Here is a 22,403-nt window from a genome sequence, read left to right on the forward strand (position 1 = left end):
AGCTTTTTTTTATTTTTCTGGCAGCTAATATTATAGAAACAAAGCATGTACTCCAGAAAACAGAGATGTTAATATATTTACATAGTGCTTAACACATATATTAATGAGTGCTTAATGGAGGAATATCTATGAAAAAACTATCTTTGAGTTCGTTAGAACAGGCGGGTGTTTCAGCTTGCGGTGTTCAACGCATTCAGACAGCTGCAGCGCAAATGGTTGAGGACAACATTACGCCCGCACAAGTGATTGTGGCCGCGAGAAGGGGAATTGTAATTGTCCATCAAGCGAATGGAACCCTCGGACCTGAGCCAGACGCAGCCGAATTAGCTGTTGACGCGTTATTTCCACTCTGCTCCATCACAAAGCTGTTTACCGCAACAGCTGTTATGATGTTGGTTGAACAAGGGAAGATAGGACTGAATAGACCTGTTTCGGATTATATCCCTGAGTTTACAGGAGAAGGAAAATCAAAGGTTTGCGTGCATCATTTGTTGACACACACCTCTGGTCTGGATGTTGAGGTGATCCGGTTGAATGGAACTGCGAAACTGGCAAAGGAAGAGTTCCCTGCAAGCGAACCCAATCAGGATCCGGAAATTCATCAATACTTGTATGGCGGATATGATGCACCGCTTAGCTTCGAGCCAGGGACTGTCATGTCTTATTGCGGGTATGGTTATGAGCTGTTGGGTGAAATTATCCGGCGCACCAGCGGTCAAGCTTATGATGAGTTCGTAAAGGAAAGCATTTTTGAACCGCTTGGAATGGAAAATACATATTATCGGGTTCCGCAGGAAGCACGCAGCAGAGTCGTTAGACGTATACCGGAGGCAGCTTGTGCAGAGTGGATAGAAACCGAAGATCAACTAAATTCTGTATCGGCCGGGGGCGGTGCTTACTCCACTGCCCTGGATCTGGCTGTATTTGGGCAAATGTTTCTGAACGGCGGAATTTATAACGGGACACGGCTGCTCAGTCCGGTAACTGTAAAAGAAATGACACGCAATCAAATTCCCGGTGTATCCTCGCAATATCGGGATGAAGTATTTCCTGAAGCGTATTGGGGATACGGCTGGGCGATTAACGGGACAAAACGTGATGGCGGAGACCTATTCTCACCGGAAGCCTATTCGCATTGGGGTGCAGCGGGTCCTTTTCTCTGCGTCGATCCGGTCTATCAGACAGTAACCGTTCATTTTTCTGTGGAGCTTGATCACCAGAAGCCATTTAAAAATATGTACGTTGATTACTTCAACAATACCGTTCTTGCGGCAATAACAGACCTGTAATGGTAGTCGTTTCGGCAACTCGTCAAATTGAAGCTTGTATGCAGCTTGTCTAAGGACAGGCTGCTTTTTTTGCGTGACCGGTAAAAAATTCAATTTCAAAATATTGACAATGCTCTCGATGCTGCGTAAGATGGAGAATAACTAAAACGACAATGTGTCGTTATTTTGAGTGAGGGGGGACATTGTATTCCAAAAGTTAGCGAGGCATATACAGAGAGTAGAATCAATGAAATTTTGGATGCAGCGCTGGAGGTTAGTGCGCGTAAACCGCTGCATAAAGTAACAATGAAGGATATCGTGAGGCAGACCGGACTAAGCCAAGGAGGCGTATATAAGTATTTTGTCAATATTGAAGAGGTGTGGTTTGCGTTGTCCGACCGTTTTGATCTTGAGATAGATTTCAAAGGTTTTTTAACGCAGCTTTTTGCGGCCAGCCTTTCACCTGACCAGACCCTTCGCGCAATCTTTACCTTCATCGGGCAAGAGATTACGGCTTCTATGGAGAGTGGCTACAGCAAATTGGCCTTTGAACTAAATGCAATCTATGCCAGTCAGCCGGAGCTGGTTAAGAAGCAGCTTGCTGAGCAGGCTGCGGAAGCAGAAGCCGAGTCCGGGCACGGCTACAATTATTTCTTTCAGCAATTGATGAATTATTGTGCAGAAGGTGAAGCTAAAGGCCAGTTCCGGCCCCTTGTTCCCTTAACCGACATTCTGATGCTCATTCAGGTAACTGTGGATGGAATCATCCGCGATGCCACGCTGGAGCTGTGTTTTGCCGGTGATGAGCTCCCTGCTGAATTAAGTGTGCGGCAGAGTGTGGATCGGCTGATGGATAGCTTGTACATTTCTACAATGACCTTATTAGGAGGCTTTTGATTATGCGTAAACCAAGCGCGCTAAAGTCCTGGCTCCTGCTTATCCTGTCCCTTCCGAAGGGGATCGCAGCGTTTGTGATTGCCGTTACAGGCATATGTGCCGGCTTGCCGCTGCTTATTGTAGGGATTGGGCTGCCTTTGCTGGCTGCAACATTTACCCTATGCCGCTGGATGATGGCCAAGGAGGAGCAGGCGGTAACAGGGTGGATGCAGGGAGAAGAGCAACCGCTCCAAGCTGAGGACTCCCGATCCATTGTGGATTGGAAGGATTGGCGTTCCATGCTGTCTATCCTTTTAAATAGTAAGAGCTGGCGGGGGATCCTCTATAGTATAGCCCAGCTTCCCGTAGGCATTGCCGGGTTTACCCTTGCTGTCACGCTTCCCGCCGTTGTTATTGCGATTATATTGTCACCGGCAGCTTACAAGTTAAGCAAGGTTTTATCCCTTTCTTTTGATCTGTATTCCTTTGACGGGACGATGAATCTTTTCTTGCCGTGGCTCAATGTATATCAGCGTTCCTGGGTAGCGGCTGCAATCGGCATAGTGCTTGCCCTGTTGCTGCCTATGACCATAAGGGGGTTGGGGAGATTATATTCCGCCTGGATTCGGGGGATAGCCGGTGACTTCACCTATGGAGTGAAACCTGCGTCTATTAACAAGGATGCAGGGTCGAGAGTATAGCAGGCCAGTGTAATCTCTAATAAAAAGAGACACGATACCCTAGGGATATCGTGTCTCTTTTAAATGCAATGGCTCCCCTCAAGGGGGGCCGCAGTTTCTTTTTGCACCCTCTGCTATTAGCGGCGTGACTTGGTAATCAGGAACGGAATGACGCTTCTTGCAACGCCTGTCGGGTTTTCAAGGATGATAACCCACTCCGAGTCGCTGTTCGGGAAGCTGTCTGTTGGCCAGGCGGAAGTCAAATTGGAAATTGTCCATCCCGCACTAACGACAGCTCTGCCTCTTCCAGCAGATAAAAAGAGGAAAAGAAAGTCGTTGGCTTCGATGGTTACAGCGGGAAACTGAATACGGCGGAAACCATTCCCAAGATTTTGCGTGGAGCGCGCTCTGTTTGGCCGCAGGGTGACTCTTTTACCTTTACCTTTGGCTTTATTTCTAAGTGATAGTTTTTTTATTGCCATTTGCTGCTCGCCTCTTTCTTCGTAGGATAGATTATCTTACGAAAAGAGAGGGTTGTGAGCTTGTATGAATGTACGTGGAAATTAATCCAAATTATTCTAGGGTTTCTTATTTAGATTTTGGCCGGATCACCTTAAGCATGGAAAGCTCTTTCGGAGTGAGGCGGCGGGTATAAGCAGCATTGCCGTTATGGGTATCTACAACCTTTACCCGGCCCGCTCTCTGTCCCGCAGGACGTGCTACACGCACCCGGAGTGCCCGGAGTGCCCAATCGACGGGAAAGGCAACCGAAGTCTTTCCGTCCTCTGTACCGGCGTAATTCACAGCCGCCGCGAAATTATCCGCGCTTCTGAGCCAGACAGAACCGGAGTCTCCAGGAAGCGATACCGGTGTATCACTCAGAATTATCGATTGATTGCGGAAGGTTAGCACGCCTACATCCCTACCATAATCCACCTGTACATCTGTATTCACCGAATCGACTCTTCCCCTAGTCAGACCTGTTGTCCGCCCTACCTTTTTGAAACGCTCCCCTACACGGTAGGAAGTGACATGACCGGGAATGTTGCCTACCGTTGCATATTTCGGACTGAGAATGCTGTTTCTTACAGGGCGGGACAAGGCCGCATCTATGCGGTTAGTACCATTTGTCTTCAAAGTTACAAAACGCGATAAATACCCGACCCGATCCCTTACGGTCCGCCCTTCATCCGCGCCGCCCGGCTGCAGCGTTTCCGCCCGGTTGTTGGAGTTGGTCGGATTGGTAAGCACGTGGTTATTGCTGAGCACATACAGCTGATTGCCGCTGCTGACAATTAAGCCTGCGGTCCCTGACCCGCCGGTCGTACCAATACTGTAGCCTGCTACGACTGGACGAATCCGGTCCTGGTAACTTGCATTGCTGCGTATTTTTTTGGTCTTTACTACCCGGATGGGGACATTTATAGGTTTGCCTTTGACCAGCGAGGAGAATTTTGAGCCCAAACCCAGGGCGGTGCTGCTCACGGCATTGGCGTAGAGGATCACGGCTGCGCCTTTTTTGGGATGTTTGGGGTCGTAATACCCTATCCCGACTCCATGAATTTTCCGGTTCTTGAGCACGGTACTTGCTATGTTTTCCTTTATCACAAGAGCTTCAGCAAATGTTGCCACTGTTCATCACCTAACCTCATTAGAATAAGATAGTATATTATCCTGAGGTGTAAAAGGCATGGGCGATTATCGGCTCTTTTATGAAGTCCAGAGGCGCTTTATTTATTTCGTCATACATGCCGCACAATGACTGGAATGACAAAATGCCCTATTTGTCTAATAATAAACCATTGTCCAGCCCCTTTATTCACTATTTTCATATGATGCAGGGTAAGGAAAAAAGTGAAGAAGGGAATGATGACAATGGGGCTTAGATTTCGCAACAGTACAAGTGAGACGATATTTGTTGCCTATGCTTACCCGAATTTCAACTGTACTCCAATTAACTACGCCACAATTGGCTGGTACCGGATCCAACCTGGCCAGACGAGAGAAGTATGGAGAGGGCATGCCGGAGGCAACACATTCTTTTACTATGCAGAGAGTGACAGCTATACCTGGTCAGGGGATTACTATACAGAAATCCCTAATGACGCCTTCCATCAGTGCTGGAACAGCGACTGCGACGACTGTAGAGAACTTGGCTTCCGTAGAATTCCTGTCGGATCCAGCGTCCGTAACTACACAGTTGTGTTAATCTCCAGCAGCAGCCGAAGCAAAAAAGGGTTATCCCATCTTCGGACAGCATTGCCTACAAAACCTGGAAAACCGATTGTGCGCAGAGTTCCGCTGAAGGCCAGAAAGCTGACCCCGGGAAGACCGGTTTCGGTCAACCGCAGAGCCGTGCCTAAAAAACGGAGAAGATAAGTGAACGCCAAACACTTCTTTTAATCTTTGAATCAACTGAATAAATGCAAAGAGAGTGCAGCTATCATTGGATAGGGCACTCTTTTTTTCTAAATCAAAGGATGTATTGTCCCGGTTATCCGGTGACGGCAAAGGCTCTCATTAACGCGCCTTCCAGCTCACGAGTATTAAAAGGCTTCAGTAGGGAAGCAATCCCCCCTTTGCTGAAGGCTTCGAGGACAAACGGATGGCTGCTGGTGACAATAATTGTACTCTGCGGATATTGGGCATTGGCAAGGCGTTCAGATAAAGGCGCTTCTCCGAGCAGCAGCAGTTTGGCATCGGTCACAATAATATCCGGTTCATGTTCGGTAATCAGCCGAATGGCTTCCTGATCGCAATTAGCCTCAAGAATAACATCCTCTTTAAAATGGAGCTGTTTCAGCATCAGCTTCAGGTGATTGCGTACATGAGGTTTGTCGTCAACAAGCATGATTTTCATAATATTGCCTCCTGTCTGGTTGCATTTAGGATTCATACACCTTTTGTGCGGAGTAGCGCTGGGGAAGCAACATATGTGCGAGGGAGAATACAACAAGCAGCAAGCAGCCCCAGTAAGCATTCCGGTATCCGACCCACTCGGCAGCGGCCCCTCCAGCCAGACTTCCGACCAGCCGCCCGATGGTAGTGGCATTGGTATATAACGTTGAAGCATATCCGGGCAGATCAGGGAGCAAATCCTGAATGTAGCTGATTCCGATGGCCGAAATAACGGCAACAAAGAAAGCCAGCAGCACCTGTCCGGCCAAGAGATGCCACAATTGTGTCGAGGCAAGCACCAAAATATAATAAGCCGCTCCCAGTAGTATCCCCCAGAACATCAGCACCCGATTGGAGGTTTTGGCAGACAATACCCCTAATACGAGCATGAATGGAATCTCCATCAGCGCACAAATACTTGAGACCGTGGCTACATTCTGCGTACTGCCGCCCAAGGTGTTAATGATGAACAATGAGATATTCAGATTGTTAAGCCAGTGTCCGGCATATAACAGGGTCAGCACCAGAAACGGGATAAGCACTCTGGCGTTCTGATGCAGCTTCATCTGCATTGCGGCTTGAATACCGGCTGGCTTCGTTGATACGGGACGTTTCACGAAAAAGCAGACCAGCAAGGCATTAAGCAGGAAGATTAGTGAGGTGCTCATGAAAATACCCTGGAACCCCAAGTGATTAAGGAGGATCGAGCCGATCAGCGGGCCGGTAATAAACCCCAGGGAGAACATCGAGCGCAGACTGGAATTGGCAAAGGCATGGTCGGCGGACGGGCTGGCATTTACCGCTTCCCGCGCACTGGCGAACAATTGCGGCATGGCCGGAGCGCCAATGGCAGTGAAGACCGTCATGTACAGCAGCAGCGCATAAAATTCGTGGATGAATAAATAACCGGCAAAAGCCAGCGCGTTGAACAGCATGGCTGTGACCATGAGTGTTTTACGGTTCAGTCCGGAATCGGAGCGTTTGGCAATGATCGAGCTGAGCCAGACCCCGCTGATTAAGGTCACTGCGGTAAAGATTCCGAAGGTTCCTGCGGAAACCCCCAGCTTTGTTGTGAAATAAACGGCCAAAAAGGGAGAGCTGATGGAAATGGCCATCCCCTGCAGCATCATGCAGATCATAAACAGGGAGTAGCTTGGAATCAGGAAAAGCTGGCGGGTTCGCGTCAACATGTACGTAAAGTTTCTCCTTCACTTTCTAGCCTTGCAGCTTTCTCTTTGATTTGGTTATAGTATAGATAATGGCTTGCGATTATTGAATGTTTTATCTGATTGTAAAGCTCTACTATTTGGCTGAGGCGGTGAACGATATGGACCTGAGGCTGCATGCCTGCGCCTATTCTTTTCATACACTTCCGTTTAAATCATCCTTTACGCCGCCACCGTTTTTCCTGTTCCGGCTGCAGGTGGTGGGCAGCTGCAGAGCGCTTGTAGGCGGCAAAATGAATCTTGTCCAGCCAGGCGACTTATTAATCTATCGTCCTGGAGAGCCTTATCATTTAGCGGTGGATGCAATTGACGGAAAAATCGAAAGCGGCGACTATTATTTACTGTGTGAAGGTTCTTGGATCGAAGAATGGTGGGAATCCCAGCCCCGGCTGACTCAGCAGAGAGTTCATCTGGATGAAGGCATGCTCTCGTTATGGCAGCAGCTCAGCATTGAGCAGCACCGTATCGCACAAGGCAACCCCGAGCTGATCCGGCATTTATTGTGTGCGCTATGCCTATCTTTTGACCGTTTGTCGGGTGAAGCTGTCTCAGGGCATAACCCGCAGGGACGCTCGAATGAACTGGTCTTGCGGATGAGACGCTATATTAACAAAAATGCGCTGAATCCGCTAAGAGTGGAGGAAGTTGCCAGGTTTGCCGGACTGAGTGTATCCAGAGCCGTACATCTTTTTAAAGAGCTGACGGGTTATACCATTATCCAGTATACACAGGAGATTCGCCTGTCCAACGCCCTGGAGCGGATCCGGTTTACCGACTTAAGCCTGGAGAATATTGCCGGGAGCTGCGGCTTCGGGACGTATTCCTATTTTCACAAGGTATTCAAAGCCAGGTATGGCCTTTCTCCCAAGGAAATCCGCAGCCGGCCGGCTTCGGCAGAGCTGAACTACCAGGACAGCAGGTTTGTTATCCATCACCCGGATGGTAATCTGTCAGGCATCTCTCCAGATGCCCGGCGTTTTCTCAGTTCATGATTAGAATCTCTAATTATGAACTGATTTTTATTATAATTGTTAAGGTGTTGCTGCTCACGGTAATCTTTTATGATGGTGAAGGAGAGTCCTGTGGAAGCGCCTTAATCGGCTATCCATGCGCTACGATGAAACCGTTATCACAAAGATTGAAGGAGTGAACTACTAATGGAAACAGCTACATACCCATATCAGCAGACGGATTTACCTGTAAATGAACGCGTGCAAGATCTGATCTCCAGATTGACTCTGGATGAAAAGGTAAACCTGATGCCGCAATATCAAGCCGCTGTAGAGCGCTTGGGCGTAGGAGCCTATAAACATGGTACGGAAGGGGCACACGGGATTTCGTGGCTGGGCAAGGCAACTGCTTTTCCTCAGGTCAGCGGATTGGCCTGCACCTGGAATCCGGAACTCTTGAAAAAGATCGGCTCAGCCATCGGTGACGAAGCCAGAGCGTTCTATAAGAAGAATCCGACCGTTAATGGCTTGACGCTATGGGCACCTACGGTGGATATGGAACGTGATCCGCGCTGGGGCCGCACGGAAGAGGCATACGGAGAAGATCCGGAATTAACCGGACGCCTCAGTACCTCACTGGTGCAGGGGATCCAAGGCGATCATCCCAAGTATTTGAAAGCGGTAGCAACACTGAAGCATTTCCTCGGCAACAATAATGAGATCAACCGCGGCGTTGACTCGTCGAGCATTGATCCGAGAAATATGCGTGAATATTATCTGGAAGCATTTAAGCCTGCCTTCAAGGAAGGCGGCGCCAAGTCCATGATGACCGCCTACAACTCGCTTAATGGCGTACCGGTCATCCTGCATCCTGCGGTGATGGATATTGTCAAAGGCGAATGGGAAATGGACGGCTTTATTGTAAGCGATGCGGGGGATTTGTTCGGTATTGTGAAGGATCATAAATATTATGAGTCATTTGCCCAGTCGATGGCTGAATCGATCAAAAACGGGATCGACAGCGTGACAGAAGAAACGGCGGAGACGATCAAGGTTATTCATGAAGCACTGGCTGAAGGGCTGCTTGCCGAGGAAGATCTGGACCGTGCGCTGTTCAACACATTCCGTGTCCGTTTCCTTCTGGGCGAGTTCGATCCTGAAGAAGGCAATCCGTATGCGGCAATCGACGATTCCGTCATCCTCAGCAAGGAGCATGGCGAGTTGTCGCTGGAAGCTGCGAAGCAGTCTATTGTACTCCTGAAGAATGAGAACAGCACGCTTCCCCTGAACCCGAAAGAGCTGTCCAAAGTAGCAGTCATCGGTCCGCTTGGGGACGAAGCTTTTAGAGACTGGTATTCCGGCACCCTGCCTTATGCTGTCACACCTCTGCAGGGAGTGACCAAGAAGCTTGCAGGCAAACAGGTATCGTTCGAAAGCGGTGATGACCGGATCATCCTGACTTCGGCGGCAACAGGCCAAGCCGTAGGAATCACCGGCGAGGACGGCAGACTGGCAGTGCAACATGAGACTAAGGAGCGCGGAGAATTGTTCCGCCATACGGCCTGGGGCTGGACGAGCAACACTCTTGAAGCTACAAGCCGGGGACAATATGTCACCCTTAGCGACGCCGATACACTGACGGCTTCCGCTGATGAAATCTATGGCTGGTATGTGAAGGAAGTACTGAATATTGTACCGGAAGCCGAAGGTACAGTCAGCCTGCGGACCTGGAATGACAAGCCGATCTCGATCCATGCCGAAGACGGAACCCTCCGTGTAGCCGATCAGGATACCGTGGCGCTGGACAATACATTCCGCAAAAATATCGTTGTAAACGGAGTTGAGGCTGCGGTTGAAGCGGCGAAGGCCGCAGAAGTTGCCGTTGTATTCGTCGGCAATCATCCGCTCCTGAACGGCAAGGAAGAGATCGACAGACCGGATATCGTCCTGCCGGAAGAGCAGGAGAATCTAGTTAAGGCTGTGTATAAAGCCAACCCTAATACAGTGGTGGTTATTGTCGGAAGTTATCCGATCACCTCCACATGGATTGATGAGCATATCCCGGCAGTCCTCTATACTTCCCACAGCGGGCAAGAGCTGGGCAACGCGGTAGCCGATGTTCTGTTCGGCGACTACAGCCCGTCCGGCAAGCTGAATATGACCTGGTACCGGTCGGTGGATCAGCTTCCTCCGCTGATGGATTACGACATTATTAAAGGCAAAAGAACGTACATGTACTTCGACGGTGAGCCGTTGTATCCGTTCGGCCATGGTCTGAGCTACGCGCAGGTATCTTATAACAGCCTGTCGCTGGCTGCCGGGGAACTGGAGCAGGACGGAACGATCAGCCTGTCCGTTCAGCTTGAGAATACCGGTGCCGTGGATGGCGACGAGGTCGTTCAATTATACGTGCAGTCCTTGTCTTCCCGAGTCACACGTCCACTGAAGCAGCTGAAGGGGTTCCAAAAGATCCGGCTTGCCGCAGGACAATCGCAAACGGTGGAATTCACGTTGCCGGTTGCCGAGCTGGCTTTCTGGGATGTAACGCGTGAACAATATTGTGTTGAAAACGGCGATTATGCCGTGATGATCGGCCGCTCTTCAAGTGATATTCAATTGACCGCCCAGATCAAAGTGCATGGCGAAACGATTCCGGCCCGCAATCTCTATGCGACGGTCAAAGCCGAGAATTACGACGACTACGAAGCGGTATATCTGGATGAATGCAAGGCGGGCGGCGCTTCTGTCCATCCGACAGGTGAAGAAGCATGGATCGCCTTCAAAGATGTGGAGTTCGGTCAAGGCACCGCAACGTTCCACGCGCTCGTATCCTCCGTGACCGGCGGCAGCATTGAGATCAGAACAGAAGGCCCGGCAGGAAAACTGGCGGCGACCCTTGAGGTTCCGGCGGGCGAAAGCCTGCAACAGTGGAAAGCATTGTCTGTTCAAGCTGAAATTGAAGCTGGCGGAAACGATGTGTATCTGGTCTTTAAAGGCGAGGCGCTGCTCAGCCGCTTTCATTTTTTCGTGTAGCTCCAGCAGCAGCTAAGGCGTAATAGGGTATAATTTCATATCGATTATGCAAAGGCCCCGTGTTTCTGAACGTAAGAAATACGGCCTCAAAAGCAGCACGTCGCGCTCCACAGTTCTCGAAACGTTAATATTCCTTGTATATCAAGGGATTTCAGCCCTTGGCCTTCATGGTCAGGGGCTTTAATTTTGCCCTGAGAATTGGCCCTGTGACCACTCGTGACCACATCAGAACCAGTAATTTGTTCATCAGTCTCCATGAATTTTTCGAACCGGTTAGCAGTCTTCTCTTTCGCTGACTTGGTTACATGCGTATAGATGTTCATGGTCATTTTGATATCAGAGTGCCCCAGGCGCTCCTGGACTTTCTTAATACTCGCTCCGGCCTCAAAGAGTAGCGAAGCATGGGTATGACGCAAACCGTGGACTGTGATAGAGTGGAGCTTGTGTGTGCGGATGATCTCAGTCAGTTTATCATTAGGATAGGCTAATCGAAGAGGCGTTTCATCTTCTCGTGCAAAGATATAACGATCATCTTTCGACCCGATAGGCGCTACAGGGCCTCTATTTTGCTCTGAGCGGCGTTTAGTAAATACGGCGAGAAGCGGCTGTTTTGGAGGTCAGAGACATATAGCCCGTCTTATCTTGGAATAAAATTTTTAATGTGAGATTCTTATTCTTGAAGTCAATGTCATTCTAGTGAAGCGCCAGAATCTCCCCTTTGCGTGCGCCGGTATAAATCAGCAAATGGAACATCATGTAGTCGCGCTGAGAACAATCCTTCTTAACAATACCGAGAAATTTCCGTATCTCGTGCTTCTCCCAATAATTCCTATGCAGACCATCCTCGTTCGCCAAATATTCATTCTGATCGACAACATCAAGACGCGGCTGGGTAAATGGGGTACGGCGTGGATCATCGGCGGGTTTCCCGAAAAGTTCAAACGGGAACGGCTTGCCAAAGACACTGGCGCTGAACTGATCTACTGTCCAGTGAGCCGGGAGGATTGACTTGCGAGATTGGAAAGAAGCGAAGCGCTTCGGTATCGTAGGGACGAATGGCGCGACTACATTGACAAATGGATTGAACAATACCGGGATTAATATAGGAAAAGTAGTAATAAGATTTTTGTTGGGACGCTTCTTATTACTACTTTTAGAATAGAAATTACTATAATCCAGAAGTCTCCGTTCTAAGGAAAAATAATTGGAGATCAGCACCTCCTTCAGCTAAGACTCGTACCTCTAAACTTTGACCTGGCTTGATTGGAATGCCTGTTCCATAAACGATAAATCCATCGCTATTTTCAGGTAGGTCCTTTACGTAGAAAGTACGTTTTGCTAATGGATTATTTAAGTCATGAGCATCAACTACATCGATAGTAAATGCTGCGCTCGAACCATCTAGTCTATTGGTAGCGCCCATAAAGATGTAAATATTCATACTTCCTAAGGAGTTATTTTCTAAGTATGGACCGTAAGAAAAAAAACCCTTTACGTGAGCTTCACGGTAGTAGACTTTAAATCCAGCCGAAGGCAGATAACCTCCAGGTATTTCACCAACACGGAATGGAAGCTGATCACCTATCCAATATGAGACTTGAGTTCCTAAGTCTGTTTTCAGTGGATCTAGTTCTAACAGCTTATAGCCCTGTATAAATAAAGTAGCCATTCATCATACTCCTTTCGTATTAAAGTATATTTTCACCAGGATGAGGACAATTATTCATACACACTCCCCCCTGTTTATTGAAAACAATAGTTCTCGGGAACCGTAGAGGGGACCCTTTTTTGGTACGTACCGAAAATTCTGGAATTCGGATGAAAGTTACTGCTGCGGAAGGCAAGTTAAGCTTAAATAAGTGTAAAAATATAGGTTGTAAAATGGGAACTTATGTTCTATTATGAGGAGGTTGGAATAATGAGTCGGAGGAGGTTGATCTGAATGACAGGAATGATTGATTTTCTATTGGAGGCTAAGAAAGCAACGTACGCAGGAAGGGCCCGGAATTATCCCCGTCCCGTCCAGAATCACATGATTTGGAGTTTGCTAGAGGGAATTTGCGGTATATTGATACCTACCTGGGTTCCGAAAAGTTCGCGGGGGAAGAAGCGTTATGGGAAGACGGCACTCCTATTTGGGCGATGAATTATGCAGGCCGCATAATCGCTGAGGGCTTTAGTGGAGATTTCTTGAAGGAAGCACTGCTGCAAGTACCTCAGAATAAACCCTTTAGGGGACCTGATAGTTATTCAAAGGACAGGTTCACTTATAACTGTAAGGTTGATGGTGATTTCGGATGGTTCAGCGGTTACGAGGAAATATGGGCAGGAGACATTAAAGTCTATGAATGTATGTTTCATGGCGGTGTAATTCAATAGGGTATAAAAAGAAGAACCCACAGGGCAAAAACGCCTGTGGGTTCTTTTTGCACACTATATAAGTTGGAGGCAAGCTTAATCGCCCCCCCCCCACCGCCGCCGCCGCCGGAATCGCCGCCCCCACCGCCGGAATCGCCACCGCTGCTATGGCCGCCACCATCCCAGCCTCCGCCGTGACTATGACCGCCGCCATCCCAGCCTCCATGCCCGCCATGATGACTGTCCCAGCTGCTGCCGCCATGACTGCGATCGTGATGACCGCCGTTCCCGCTGTTTCCGTCATGGTGATTGCGGGTGTGATTGTTGTTGTCGTTGTCGCCCGTAAAGAGATTTGGATCCGCGCCGGGGAAGAAATAATTGTCAGCCGAGTTGTTTCGGTTCCGCAGCCGGTTGCTGCCGCCGTGTTTCCTGCCGTTATCACGGATAACCGCCTGGACGACGATATACACTAACACACCAATAAAAACAATGCCGATGCCCAAAGTAATCGCTCCTTCAAGGTTTCTTACCAAGATTGTACCATATTATTGAAGCTCTGCACCTTAATTGCACAAGAGAATAACGCATCTATATAGATTGAACTTGGAAAATAGAAAAAGGGTGGAAGTAACGTAGGGGAAGTTTGGAACTGGAGGAGCGACAGCGTCCGCCTTTGTCTGTGGATTTCAACCGCGAAAAGCGGAATAAAATCAAGAAATCTGCAGACAACAGCGGCCGGAAGTCCAAAATTCTCCGCAGTTACGGTAATAACCCAAAATAAAAAGATCTTAAGTTCAAACTATATAGTAAAAAATTCAGCGGTCATGCCGGAACTGCCTGGGTGTTACTCCGGTATATTTCTTAAAGACTTTCGTGAAATAGCTCTGGTCGTTGAAATGAAGCCGGGTGGCGATATCCGACAACGTGACCCCGGGGAGCTCGATCAGTCGCTTGGCTTCCTCAATCCGCTCCCGCTGGATATAATCGCTGACAGAAATTCCATTCTCCTTCTTGAACAGCTGAGAGAGATAGCTGGCATTCAGCCCGGCCACATCAGCCAATTTGTTCAAAGTAAGCTCCTCGTACATGTGGTTGAAAATATAATTCTGGCATAGTGCAGAAGTGCAGGACAGCTTTGATCGGCGGTTGTCGCGCACATGATCGGCGAAATCGCACAGAGCCGCGAGCTGGGCTTTGTCAACGGCGGGAATATCCTTCAGTTCTTCGATATGCTGAATGTGGAAGTCGCTCAGCGTATAGGCAATTTCCCAGAACAGGCCCCCGTCGATCGCGGCCCGGGTTGCCAGTGTGATGGAGGAAATGGCCAGATTTTTTTTGCTGCGCAGCTGGCTTTTCTTGGAGAGCCGCCCGAAGCTTTCCTCGGAGAAGGAGGCCTGGGAGCGCAGGAGTCCTGCTTTGTCTCCGATTACGATATGGCGGAACATCTCCCGTTCGAGCATCGGCTCATGATGCAGCCAGGTGTTCTCGCGCCGGTAGGAGTGATCGAGATCCGAACGGTTTTCCGTATGCTGCACAGGCTCCTGATGGGTAGAGGCAAGCAGCAGCTCCGTGACCGAAAGGGCTTGTCCGTTAACCAATGAGTACAGCAGCAGGGCGGCATGGTACCATCTCGTCCGGCTCAGTACCGGCAGGCCGCGGTAATATTGAATCCACTCTTCCACATGCCCAAGCGGGAGGTTGTGGTCATTCATCAGGCTGGCTACAGTAGTCTCGGTCATTGAAGCGGCCAGTGAAGGGCCGAGTATTATCGTTCCGCCAGTCCCAAGCTCTGCAGGCAGCTTGAGTATAATGAAATTTTCCAGAAAACCGGTAGTGTGCAGATACGGCAAAAAGGAAGTCCCCCCTGTGTTTAGGGGATGGTTGTGCTCAAGTGCAGAGACGAACTCCGCAATTTCGGCCAGTATCCCGGCGTGTGTGGGCGCAGCCGGCCGTTCTTCCATAGAAGGAGGGAGCGCTAGTTGAAGGTTGCCTGCAGTGTCCAGCCAGCAGACCGGAATCCGATAAGCTTCGTGGATTAATTTGCAGATGTATTGCAATCCCTCTGTTTCCTCCATGTAGTCTAACATCTTCATCCATCCACCTCCTGATCCAATGAAAATACCAATAATACAATAGTAATACCATAAATGCAGGTTGAAGTATATTAGAATGAGAGTAGAAAAACCTATTTCGAGGAGGCATATGATGACAACTCACATTTCAAACCTCATTTCGCAAATGACACTGGAAGAAAAGGCCGGACTTTGCTCCGGGCTGGATTTTTGGCACACGAAAGGCATCGGGCGGCTGGGCATTCCCTCTTTGATGCTAACCGACGGTCCCCATGGACTGCGGAAGCAACAAGGGAGCGCCGACCATCTCGGACTTCATAATAGTGTACCGGCAACCTGTTTTCCATCCGCAGCCGGGCTTGCTTCTTCCTGGGACCGTGAGCTGATTCATGAGGTCGGCAAGGCGCTCGGCGAGGAATGCCAGGCGGAGGATGTAGCGGTCCTGCTTGGACCGGGAACCAATATTAAACGTTCCCCGCTGAACGGGCGGAACTTCGAATACTTCTCGGAAGATCCTTATCTATCATCGGAAATGGGCGCCAGCCACATCCAAGGAGTGCAAAGCCAGGGCGTGGGCACCTCGCTGAAGCATTTTGCCGCCAACAACCAGGAACACCGCAGAATGTCTACGAATGCCATCATTGATGAGCGGACGCTGCGGGAGATTTACCTGGCCAGCTTCGAAGGCGCAGTGACACAAAGCCAGCCCTGGAGTGTAATGTGCTCTTATAATCAGCTAAATGGTGAATACGCTTCCGAAAGTGAAACATTGCTGACGAAGGTGCTTAGAGAGGATTGGGGCTTTGAGGGCTTCGTTGTGTCCGACTGGGGAGCGGTCAATGAACGGGTGAAGGCGCTGCAGGCCGGGCTTGAGCTGGAGATGCCGTCAAGTGGAGGCATTGGTGATGCCAAAATCGTGGCCGCAGTGAACAGCGGGGAGCTGTCCATGGAAACGCTGGATAAAGCTGTAGAGCGGATGCTGTCCTTTATTTTCAAAAGAGTGGAGAACCGCAAGGAGAATGCAACGTTCGATCTGGAGCAGCATCATGTGCTGGCGCGAAAGGTGGCCCGGGAAAGTATGGTGCTGCTGAGAAACGAAGATAATATTCTGCCGCTTGCCAAGAGCGGAACGCTTGCCATTATCGGCGAATTCGCCAAAAAGCCGCGTTACCAGGGCGGAGGCAGCTCGCATGTCAATCCAACGAAGCTGGATGATGCTTTTGCCGAAATGCAGGCGGTGGCGGGCGATTCCGCGAGCTTCCTGTATGCACAGGGCTATGACTTGAACAGCGATGAAATCAACAGTGCGCTGCTCAAGGAAGCACAGGAAACAGCACAAGGCGCAGATGCTGCGGTGTTGTTCCTTGGACTGCCTGACAGCTATGAATCGGAGGGGTATGACCGTAGCCATCTGTCGCTGCCTGAGAGCCATAAGGCGCTGATCAAGGCGGTGGCTGAAGTTCAAGACCAAATTATCGTGGTGCTGAGCAACGGCTCCCCGATTGAGATGCCTTGGCTGAATCATACGAAGGCCGTTCTGGAAGGTTATCTGGGCGGGCAGGCTTTTGGCGGTGCGATTGCCGATCTGCTCTTCGGTGAAGTAAGCCCAAGCGGCAAACTGGCCGAGACCTTCCCGCAGAAGCTGAGCGACAATCCTTCCTTCCTCAATTTCCCCGGTGAAGGCGATACGGTGGAATATAAGGAAGGTCTGTTCGTCGGCTACCGCTATTATGATAAAAAAGAAATCGAGCCGCTGTTCCCGTTCGGCTTTGGACTCAGCTATACGCAATTCGAGTACAGTGGTCTGAAACTGGACAAGAGCAGTATCAGGGATACGGATGCTGTTCAGGTGACGGTCAATGTCAAAAATACTGGCAGCCGGACAGGCAAAGAGGTGGTCCAGCTCTATGTCAGTGACGAGGAAAGCAGTGTCATCCGCCCGCTGCAGGAGCTTAAAGGCTTCCAGAAGCTGGAGCTGCAGCCGGGGGAGCAGCGTGAAGTCACCTTTACCCTGAATAAGCGTGCTTTTGCCTATTACAACGTGAAGCTGGCGGACTGGCATGTGGAAAGCGGAACGTTCAACATTGCCGTAGGCTCTTCATCGCGGGATATCCGGCTCTCCGCTCCACTTACGGTAACTTCGACAACGAAGATTACGGTAAGTTTCCACCGCAACACCACGGTAGGTGATTTGCTGGCAAATCCGTTGACTGCGGAAAAAGCCAAGAATTACAGCGGTATCTTTGGCCTGGAAGATGCAATGGATGATAATCCGGAAATGTTCCTTGCCATGATGAAATATATGCCGCTGCGTGCGATGATCGGCTTTGGCCAAGGGAAATATACCGAGGCTGATTTGGCCGAGGATTTGCGGGAATTGAACGCGCTGGTTGCAGAGCAATAATCGCCGCCTGCCGAATCACTGGCAGGAAGACATAACCTGTTAGGAATAGAAAAGGCAGCGCCCCGTTATGAGGCCGCTGCCTTTTGACAGGTTAAAATAATCCAATCCGTGATTGCCGGATTATCCAATTCCATTATGAATGCCCCGAGATATAATGAAAGCGTAATCACTAAAAACAAATACAGCTCCAAACTACACCTATGGAGGAACTTATAATATGGCTGATACAATTCAGAAATGGTTTGCCAGCACGGAAAAAGCACCTTGGATGGCCCAAAACATCCCTGGTCCTGGTCCAGAACAAGCCGGGACGGCCGCGAATCTGACCGTTACCGCAGAGACGTTCCAGACGCTGGAAGGCTTCGGCGGCTGCTTTAACGAATTGGGCTTTGTGGCGCTGGGCCATCTGCCGGAGGAAGAACGGGCGGGGCTGATGCATGAGCTGTTCCATCCCGAAGGGGAGCAGCGGTTCAGCATCTGCCGCCTGCCGATTGGAGCCAGCGACTATGCGCTGGAATGGTACAGCCTGAACGAGAATGACGGAGACTACGCCATGGAGCATTTCTCCATTGAGCGTGACCGGCAGATGCTGATTCCCTACATCAAGGAAGCCCTGCAGCTGAACCCGGACCTCAAGCTGTTCGCATCCCCCTGGAGCCCGCCGACATGGATGAAGTTCCCCAAAGCGTATAACTATGGAACACTACGCTGGGAGCCGCAAGTTCTTGAAGCATACGCCCTTTACTTCGTGAAGTTCGTGGAAGCCTACCGTGCAGAAGGCATAACGATTCATCAGGTGCATGTGCAGAATGAGGTGGTTGCCGACCAGAAGTTTCCTTCCTGCGTCTGGACCGGGGAGCAGCTGAGGATCTTCATCCGCGACTACCTTGGCCCGGCATTCGAGAAGCATGGGCTGGAGACGGAAATCTGGCTGGGGACGATCAATGCCCCGGAGCCATGGGATGAGTGGCTTAAAGCTAAATCAAGCGATCATGATGCCTTCGCCGGGGTGGTGCTCGGCGATCCCGAAGCCTATAAATATATCAAGGGCGTAGGTTATCAATGGGCCGGCAAATATGCCATCCAACGAACCGTGCAGAGCTACCCGGAGCTGCGGTATATGCAGACCGAAAATGAATGCGGCGATGGCAAAAACACGTGGTTTTATGCGAGATATGTATTTAACCTGTATCAGCATTATTTCATGAACGGTGTGAACGCTTATATCTATTGGAACATGGTGCTTGAACCCAAGGGAAGGAGCACTTGGGGCTGGGAGCAGAATTCCCTGCTGACCATTGACCCCGGCCAAAGACAAGCGACCGTGAATCCGGAGTATTACGTGATGAAGCATTTCTCCCGTTTTGCTGTCCCTGGTTCAGTAAGAGTAGGACTTAAAGGTCCGTGGAGCGGCCATGCCATTGCTTTCCGGACACCGCTGGGCGGAATCACGCTCGTTCTGGCCAATCCATTCAAGGAACGGCGGATGCTGCACTTGCATAGTGGTTCCTCCTCGTACTCCCTGGAGCTTGAACCGGAAACCTTCCATACGTTTGTCCTTAGTTAACGGGGCATTCTCCTTAAACTAACGTCCATTCTTCGCGGGACGTTAGTTTTTTGTTAAGATAAAATAATTTATAGCATTCAACACTTAACATGAATTGTTGAACCCAAGAAAATTCCATTCTGACTTGGGCAAACTATGGAAAGTGAAACTTGGAGGTTGGTGCAGCAATGAGGGTTGCCGGTTGGATCATGAAACTTACTGAGCCTTTCCGCCGCAGTATCCGCAATAAGCTTATTCTGACTATGATTATCCTCGCTGTTGTGCCAATTGTGACGATTACAGCACTGGCAGCCGAGAACAGCCGCCGGTCAATGGAGGCCGAGGTCATCAGCACGAATCTTTCCAATATGAAATGGACCGGTGTCTATCTGGGGGACCAGTTCGCCCAGCTTAATAATCTGATCTATACCGTGCTGATCAGCCCCCACCTGAGCGAATACCTCGCGAATGTAGAGGAGTCCAGCCTGTCCAGCCAATTTGCCGCACAGCGGAACATTATTGATACGCTGACGAATCTGTTCTACTCTGCGGGCAATCATGTGGTGGGGGTGGAACTGTATCTGAAAGAATATAACAAGCTGTTTACTATCAACGCCTCGCAGAGTGACATTGCCTCAACAGCCGGAATTCCTGCTCCGTATAAGCTGCTTTTTGAGCAAAACAAGGATTTCACAATAGCCGTTGGCGGCAACGACAACGGGAAATTCCAGCTGATCCGCAGCATTAACCGGTTTGAGAACCAGGAGAAGCTCGGAGGCATCTCCCTGGAAATCCGCTGGGGTGTACTGGATCAGACGCTGAATCTATTAGGCCGGGGCAACGATCATACGGTATTTATCGCTAGTAGCGACGGCAAGGTGCTGTACCAGCCCTGGGGAGTGACTCCTTCGGAAGCCATTCTGGACCGGGTTGCTGGCACCGGTGAGGCACAGGGCTATTTCCGCGGTGACCAGGCCTATGTGTTCTACAATACGATTGATCCAGTGGGTCTCAAGCTGGTCACCGTTATTCCGAACAGCTTCATTAACCAGAGCGCGCTGGCGACCATGAACTTCGGATTGATTGTAGGCGCCATTACCGTGGTCGTGGCGATATTGCTCGCCGTCATTCTGGCCTGGAGGCTGGCGACGCCAATCGTCAGCCTGGCCCGGTCCATCCAGGGCTTCGGCTTAATGAAGGAGCGTGAAGTGCGGCTCAGCAACCGGGTCGATGAAATTGGTCTTCTGGAGACGAAGCTGTACCAGATGTCGTACCGCATCCGCGAGCATATCCGGACGGAATATGTTATCGGCCTGGAGAAAAAGAGTGCCGAGCTTAAAGCACTGCAGGCGCAGATTAATCCGCATTTCCTGCAGAACACCTTGCAGATGATCGGCAGCATGCTGTTCAAGAACAGCCCGGCGGAAAGCTACGGGGTACTGAGATCGCTCAGCGACATGTTCCGCTATATCATCCGCGAGCCGGAGGACTTGGCCCCGTTGCGGGCGGAGCTGAACCATCTGAACAATTATATGCAGATCCAGCAGCAGCGCTTCGCGGCCCGGCTCAGCTATGCGATCGAAGTGGATGAAGGGGCGACGGACAGTCTGATTCCGAAGCTGAGCCTGCAGCCGATTGTCGAGAATGCTTTTTTTCATGGGCTGGAACAGCAGTCGGGCCCCTGGGTGCTGGAGGTCAAGGTAACTTGTGAAGGGGAGGATACGGTCATTACCATCTGCGACAACGGGATCGGGCTGCAGCCGGATAAGCTGGCGGAGCTGCGGGGAAGACTGGAGCGGCGCAGCGGCGATTTATGGACGCATGGGGAGCGGATTGGCCTAAGTAATGTTGCTTCACGGATTCAGATGCATTTTGGCGGGAAATACGGGATTGGTCTAGATAGCATTCAGGGGCAAGGCACAAAGGTGACTGTAACAATACCACTGGAAAGGGACGGTGCGAACCATGCTTAAAGTGCTGCTGGTGGATGATGAGAGCTGGAACCGTGACATTGTGCGGACGTTTGGCTTATGGGATGAACTGGGCATGGAGATTGCCGGAGAAGCAGAAGACGGGAGTGAGGCGCTGCGTCTGGCCGGGGAGCTGTCCCCGCAGATTGTCATCACCGATATGCGGATGCCTGGTGCGGACGGTGTCAAGCTGATGAATCAGCTTCATGAGTGTTATCCAGAGATTAAAGTGATTGTTGTGAGCGGCTACGACGATTTCAAATATGCCCAGAATGCCATCCGCTACGGTGCGGTGGATTATTTGCTGAAGCCGATTGATCCGGGGGAACTGAATGCCGTGCTGCGCAAATGCCGGAAGGAGCTGGAGGAGAGCTCCCGTGCCCGGGAGCCGTATGCCCTTGATATTGAGGTATCCTTCTCGCTGTCCTCCTACAAGCAGCTGATGAGGGTACATTTCAATGAGCTGAATCTCGAAGGGGTCAATGCCGTCCTTGAAGGAATAGAGAAAGAACTGGTGCAGGGAGGCTCTGGCAGACCGGGAATGCTGCGGCAGGCGGCAAGCGAAATGCTGCTGCTGCTGAAGGAGCTCATGCGGAGCAACGCACTGGAGGAGGATGTCCTGAAGGCGGAGATCCCCCGTGAGGTATTGTTGTCCGGGAGCAGCACCGCAGCGTATCTGAAACAGCTCTACGGGACAAGTCTGGAGCAGCTGATCGGACAGCGCAAGTTCAAGAATAAGCTGAATCTGGATGAGGTCCGGCAGTATATCAATGCCCACTTTGCCGAAGTGGTAACGCTGGAAGGGCTGGCCAGAGCTTTTTTCGTCAGCAAGGAATATTTGAGCAAGGTGTTCAAGCTGGAGTATGGCTGCAATGTTACAGATTATATCCTGCAGCTGCGGATGGAGAAGGCGAAGGAATGGCTGGCTGAGGAGAGCATTCCGATCAAGACGGTGGCAGAGCTGGCCGGATATGAGGATGTCGGCTATTTCTACAGAGTGTTCAAGAAGCATTACGGCGTTGCCCCCGGTGAAATGCGCAAGCAAGCAGCCAGTTTAAAAATGTCCAATCCGAAAGGGTAATTCCGTCCAATTAACCGCTTTCATAATAAAGATACAATGAA

At 50.3% G+C, this 22,403-nt stretch carries 20 protein-coding genes; 12 read left to right on the top strand and 8 right to left on the bottom strand.

Features of this window, described 5'->3' with window-relative positions; all coding sequences use genetic code 11:
* Positions 1-128 precede the first annotated feature (128 nt).
* The 3 genes from ACQ76X_RS21795 to ACQ76X_RS21805 all read left to right on the top strand — a co-directional run bounded on the left by ACQ76X_RS21795 (position 129) and on the right by ACQ76X_RS21805 (position 2,845).
* Entirely contained in the window at positions 129-1,289 is a 1,161-nt protein-coding gene (locus ACQ76X_RS21795; RefSeq protein ID WP_438495897.1) for a serine hydrolase domain-containing protein, read from the top strand.
* A gap of 234 nt (positions 1,290-1,523) precedes the next feature.
* Positions 1,524-2,165 (top strand): TetR/AcrR family transcriptional regulator, encoded by a 642-nt coding sequence (locus ACQ76X_RS21800; protein ID WP_438495898.1) that lies wholly within the window; start codon positions 1,524-1,526, stop codon positions 2,163-2,165.
* 2 nt (positions 2,166-2,167) lie between these two features.
* A complete protein-coding gene (locus ACQ76X_RS21805) occupies positions 2,168-2,845 on the top strand; it encodes a sensor domain-containing protein (RefSeq protein ID WP_438495899.1) in 678 nt (225 codons plus the stop codon).
* A 116-nt stretch (positions 2,846-2,961) separates the two neighbouring features.
* Here the strand turns inward: ACQ76X_RS21805 and ACQ76X_RS21810 are convergent, their stop codons facing one another.
* Together ACQ76X_RS21810 and ACQ76X_RS21815 are read right to left on the bottom strand one after the other, a co-directional pair.
* The gene (locus tag ACQ76X_RS21810) at positions 2,962-3,306 is read right to left on the bottom strand and encodes a hypothetical protein (protein WP_438495900.1); all 345 of its coding nucleotides are present in this window, start codon (positions 3,304-3,306) and stop codon (positions 2,962-2,964) included.
* 106 nt (positions 3,307-3,412) lie between these two features.
* Positions 3,413-4,456, bottom strand: coding sequence for a hypothetical protein (locus ACQ76X_RS21815; protein ID WP_438495901.1), 1,044 nt, complete (start codon positions 4,454-4,456; stop codon positions 3,413-3,415).
* Positions 4,457-4,699: 243 nt separating this feature from the next.
* On the opposite strand from ACQ76X_RS21815, the gene ACQ76X_RS21820 reads away from it, so the two are divergent.
* Positions 4,700-5,203, top strand: a complete 504-nt coding sequence (locus ACQ76X_RS21820) for a DUF1036 domain-containing protein (RefSeq protein WP_438495902.1) — start codon at positions 4,700-4,702, stop codon at positions 5,201-5,203.
* Positions 5,204-5,318: 115 nt separating this feature from the next.
* Here ACQ76X_RS21820 and ACQ76X_RS21825 read toward each other — a convergent pair whose 3' ends face one another.
* The gene (locus ACQ76X_RS21825; protein ID WP_076110490.1) at positions 5,319-5,684 is read right to left on the bottom strand and encodes a response regulator; all 366 of its coding nucleotides are present in this window, start codon (positions 5,682-5,684) and stop codon (positions 5,319-5,321) included.
* A gap of 25 nt (positions 5,685-5,709) precedes the next feature.
* Positions 5,710-6,912, bottom strand: coding sequence for a sugar efflux transporter (locus ACQ76X_RS21830; protein WP_438495903.1), 1,203 nt, complete (start codon positions 6,910-6,912; stop codon positions 5,710-5,712).
* 86 nt (positions 6,913-6,998) lie between these two features.
* Between ACQ76X_RS21830 and ACQ76X_RS21835 the strand changes: the two genes are divergently transcribed.
* Complete coding sequence (locus ACQ76X_RS21835) at positions 6,999-7,940, top strand: AraC family transcriptional regulator (RefSeq protein ID WP_438495904.1); 942 nt, start codon at positions 6,999-7,001, stop codon at positions 7,938-7,940.
* Between the two features lie 165 nt (positions 7,941-8,105).
* A complete protein-coding gene (locus ACQ76X_RS21840) occupies positions 8,106-10,931 on the top strand; it encodes a glycoside hydrolase family 3 C-terminal domain-containing protein (RefSeq protein ID WP_438495905.1) in 2,826 nt (941 codons plus the stop codon).
* Between the two features lie 86 nt (positions 10,932-11,017).
* Here ACQ76X_RS21840 and ACQ76X_RS21845 read toward each other — a convergent pair whose 3' ends face one another.
* Positions 11,018-11,476: a tyrosine-type recombinase/integrase gene (locus tag ACQ76X_RS21845; RefSeq protein ID WP_438495955.1), complete on the bottom strand. Its 459-nt coding sequence runs from the start codon at positions 11,474-11,476 to the stop codon at positions 11,018-11,020.
* A gap of 199 nt (positions 11,477-11,675) precedes the next feature.
* Between ACQ76X_RS21845 and ACQ76X_RS21850 the strand changes: the two genes are divergently transcribed.
* A complete protein-coding gene (locus ACQ76X_RS21850; protein WP_438495906.1) occupies positions 11,676-11,939 on the top strand; it encodes a hypothetical protein in 264 nt (87 codons plus the stop codon).
* A gap of 160 nt (positions 11,940-12,099) precedes the next feature.
* On the opposite strand, the gene ACQ76X_RS21855 is transcribed toward ACQ76X_RS21850, so the two are convergent.
* Positions 12,100-12,600 (bottom strand): hypothetical protein, encoded by a 501-nt coding sequence (locus ACQ76X_RS21855; protein ID WP_438495907.1) that lies wholly within the window; start codon positions 12,598-12,600, stop codon positions 12,100-12,102.
* A 389-nt stretch (positions 12,601-12,989) separates the two neighbouring features.
* On the opposite strand from ACQ76X_RS21855, the gene ACQ76X_RS21860 reads away from it, so the two are divergent.
* On the top strand, positions 12,990-13,310 hold the full coding sequence (locus ACQ76X_RS21860) for a DUF5680 domain-containing protein (RefSeq protein WP_438495908.1): 321 nt from the start codon (positions 12,990-12,992) through the stop codon (positions 13,308-13,310).
* On the opposite strand, the gene ACQ76X_RS21865 is transcribed toward ACQ76X_RS21860, so the two are convergent.
* Positions 13,304-13,792 carry a hypothetical protein gene (locus ACQ76X_RS21865; RefSeq protein WP_438495909.1) on the bottom strand — a complete coding sequence of 163 codons (489 nt, stop codon included), beginning with the start codon at positions 13,790-13,792 and terminating at the stop codon, positions 13,304-13,306. The two genes, ACQ76X_RS21860 and ACQ76X_RS21865, sit on opposite strands and share 7 nt — an antisense overlap.
* A 312-nt stretch (positions 13,793-14,104) precedes the next feature.
* On the bottom strand, positions 14,105-15,382 hold the full coding sequence (locus tag ACQ76X_RS21870) for a helix-turn-helix domain-containing protein (protein WP_438495910.1): 1,278 nt from the start codon (positions 15,380-15,382) through the stop codon (positions 14,105-14,107).
* Between the two features lie 112 nt (positions 15,383-15,494).
* Here ACQ76X_RS21870 and ACQ76X_RS21875 point away from each other — a divergent pair, with 112 nt between their 5' ends.
* From ACQ76X_RS21875 to ACQ76X_RS21890, 4 genes are all read left to right on the top strand, one after another.
* On the top strand, positions 15,495-17,765 hold the full coding sequence (locus ACQ76X_RS21875) for a glycoside hydrolase family 3 C-terminal domain-containing protein (protein ID WP_438495911.1): 2,271 nt from the start codon (positions 15,495-15,497) through the stop codon (positions 17,763-17,765).
* A gap of 217 nt (positions 17,766-17,982) precedes the next feature.
* Positions 17,983-19,332, top strand: coding sequence for a glycoside hydrolase family 30 protein (locus tag ACQ76X_RS21880; protein WP_438495912.1), 1,350 nt, complete (start codon positions 17,983-17,985; stop codon positions 19,330-19,332).
* A gap of 167 nt (positions 19,333-19,499) precedes the next feature.
* Positions 19,500-21,284, top strand: coding sequence for a histidine kinase (locus tag ACQ76X_RS21885; RefSeq protein ID WP_438495913.1), 1,785 nt, complete (start codon positions 19,500-19,502; stop codon positions 21,282-21,284).
* On the top strand, positions 21,277-22,362 hold the full coding sequence (locus tag ACQ76X_RS21890; protein ID WP_438495914.1) for a response regulator transcription factor: 1,086 nt from the start codon (positions 21,277-21,279) through the stop codon (positions 22,360-22,362). Before ACQ76X_RS21885 ends, ACQ76X_RS21890 begins: the two co-directional genes overlap by 8 nt.
* Positions 22,363-22,403 lie beyond the last annotated feature (41 nt).

It is taken from the genome of Paenibacillus sp. IHBB 3054, assembly GCF_051594305.1.
GTDB lineage: Bacteria > Bacillota > Bacilli > Paenibacillales > Paenibacillaceae > Paenibacillus_AQ.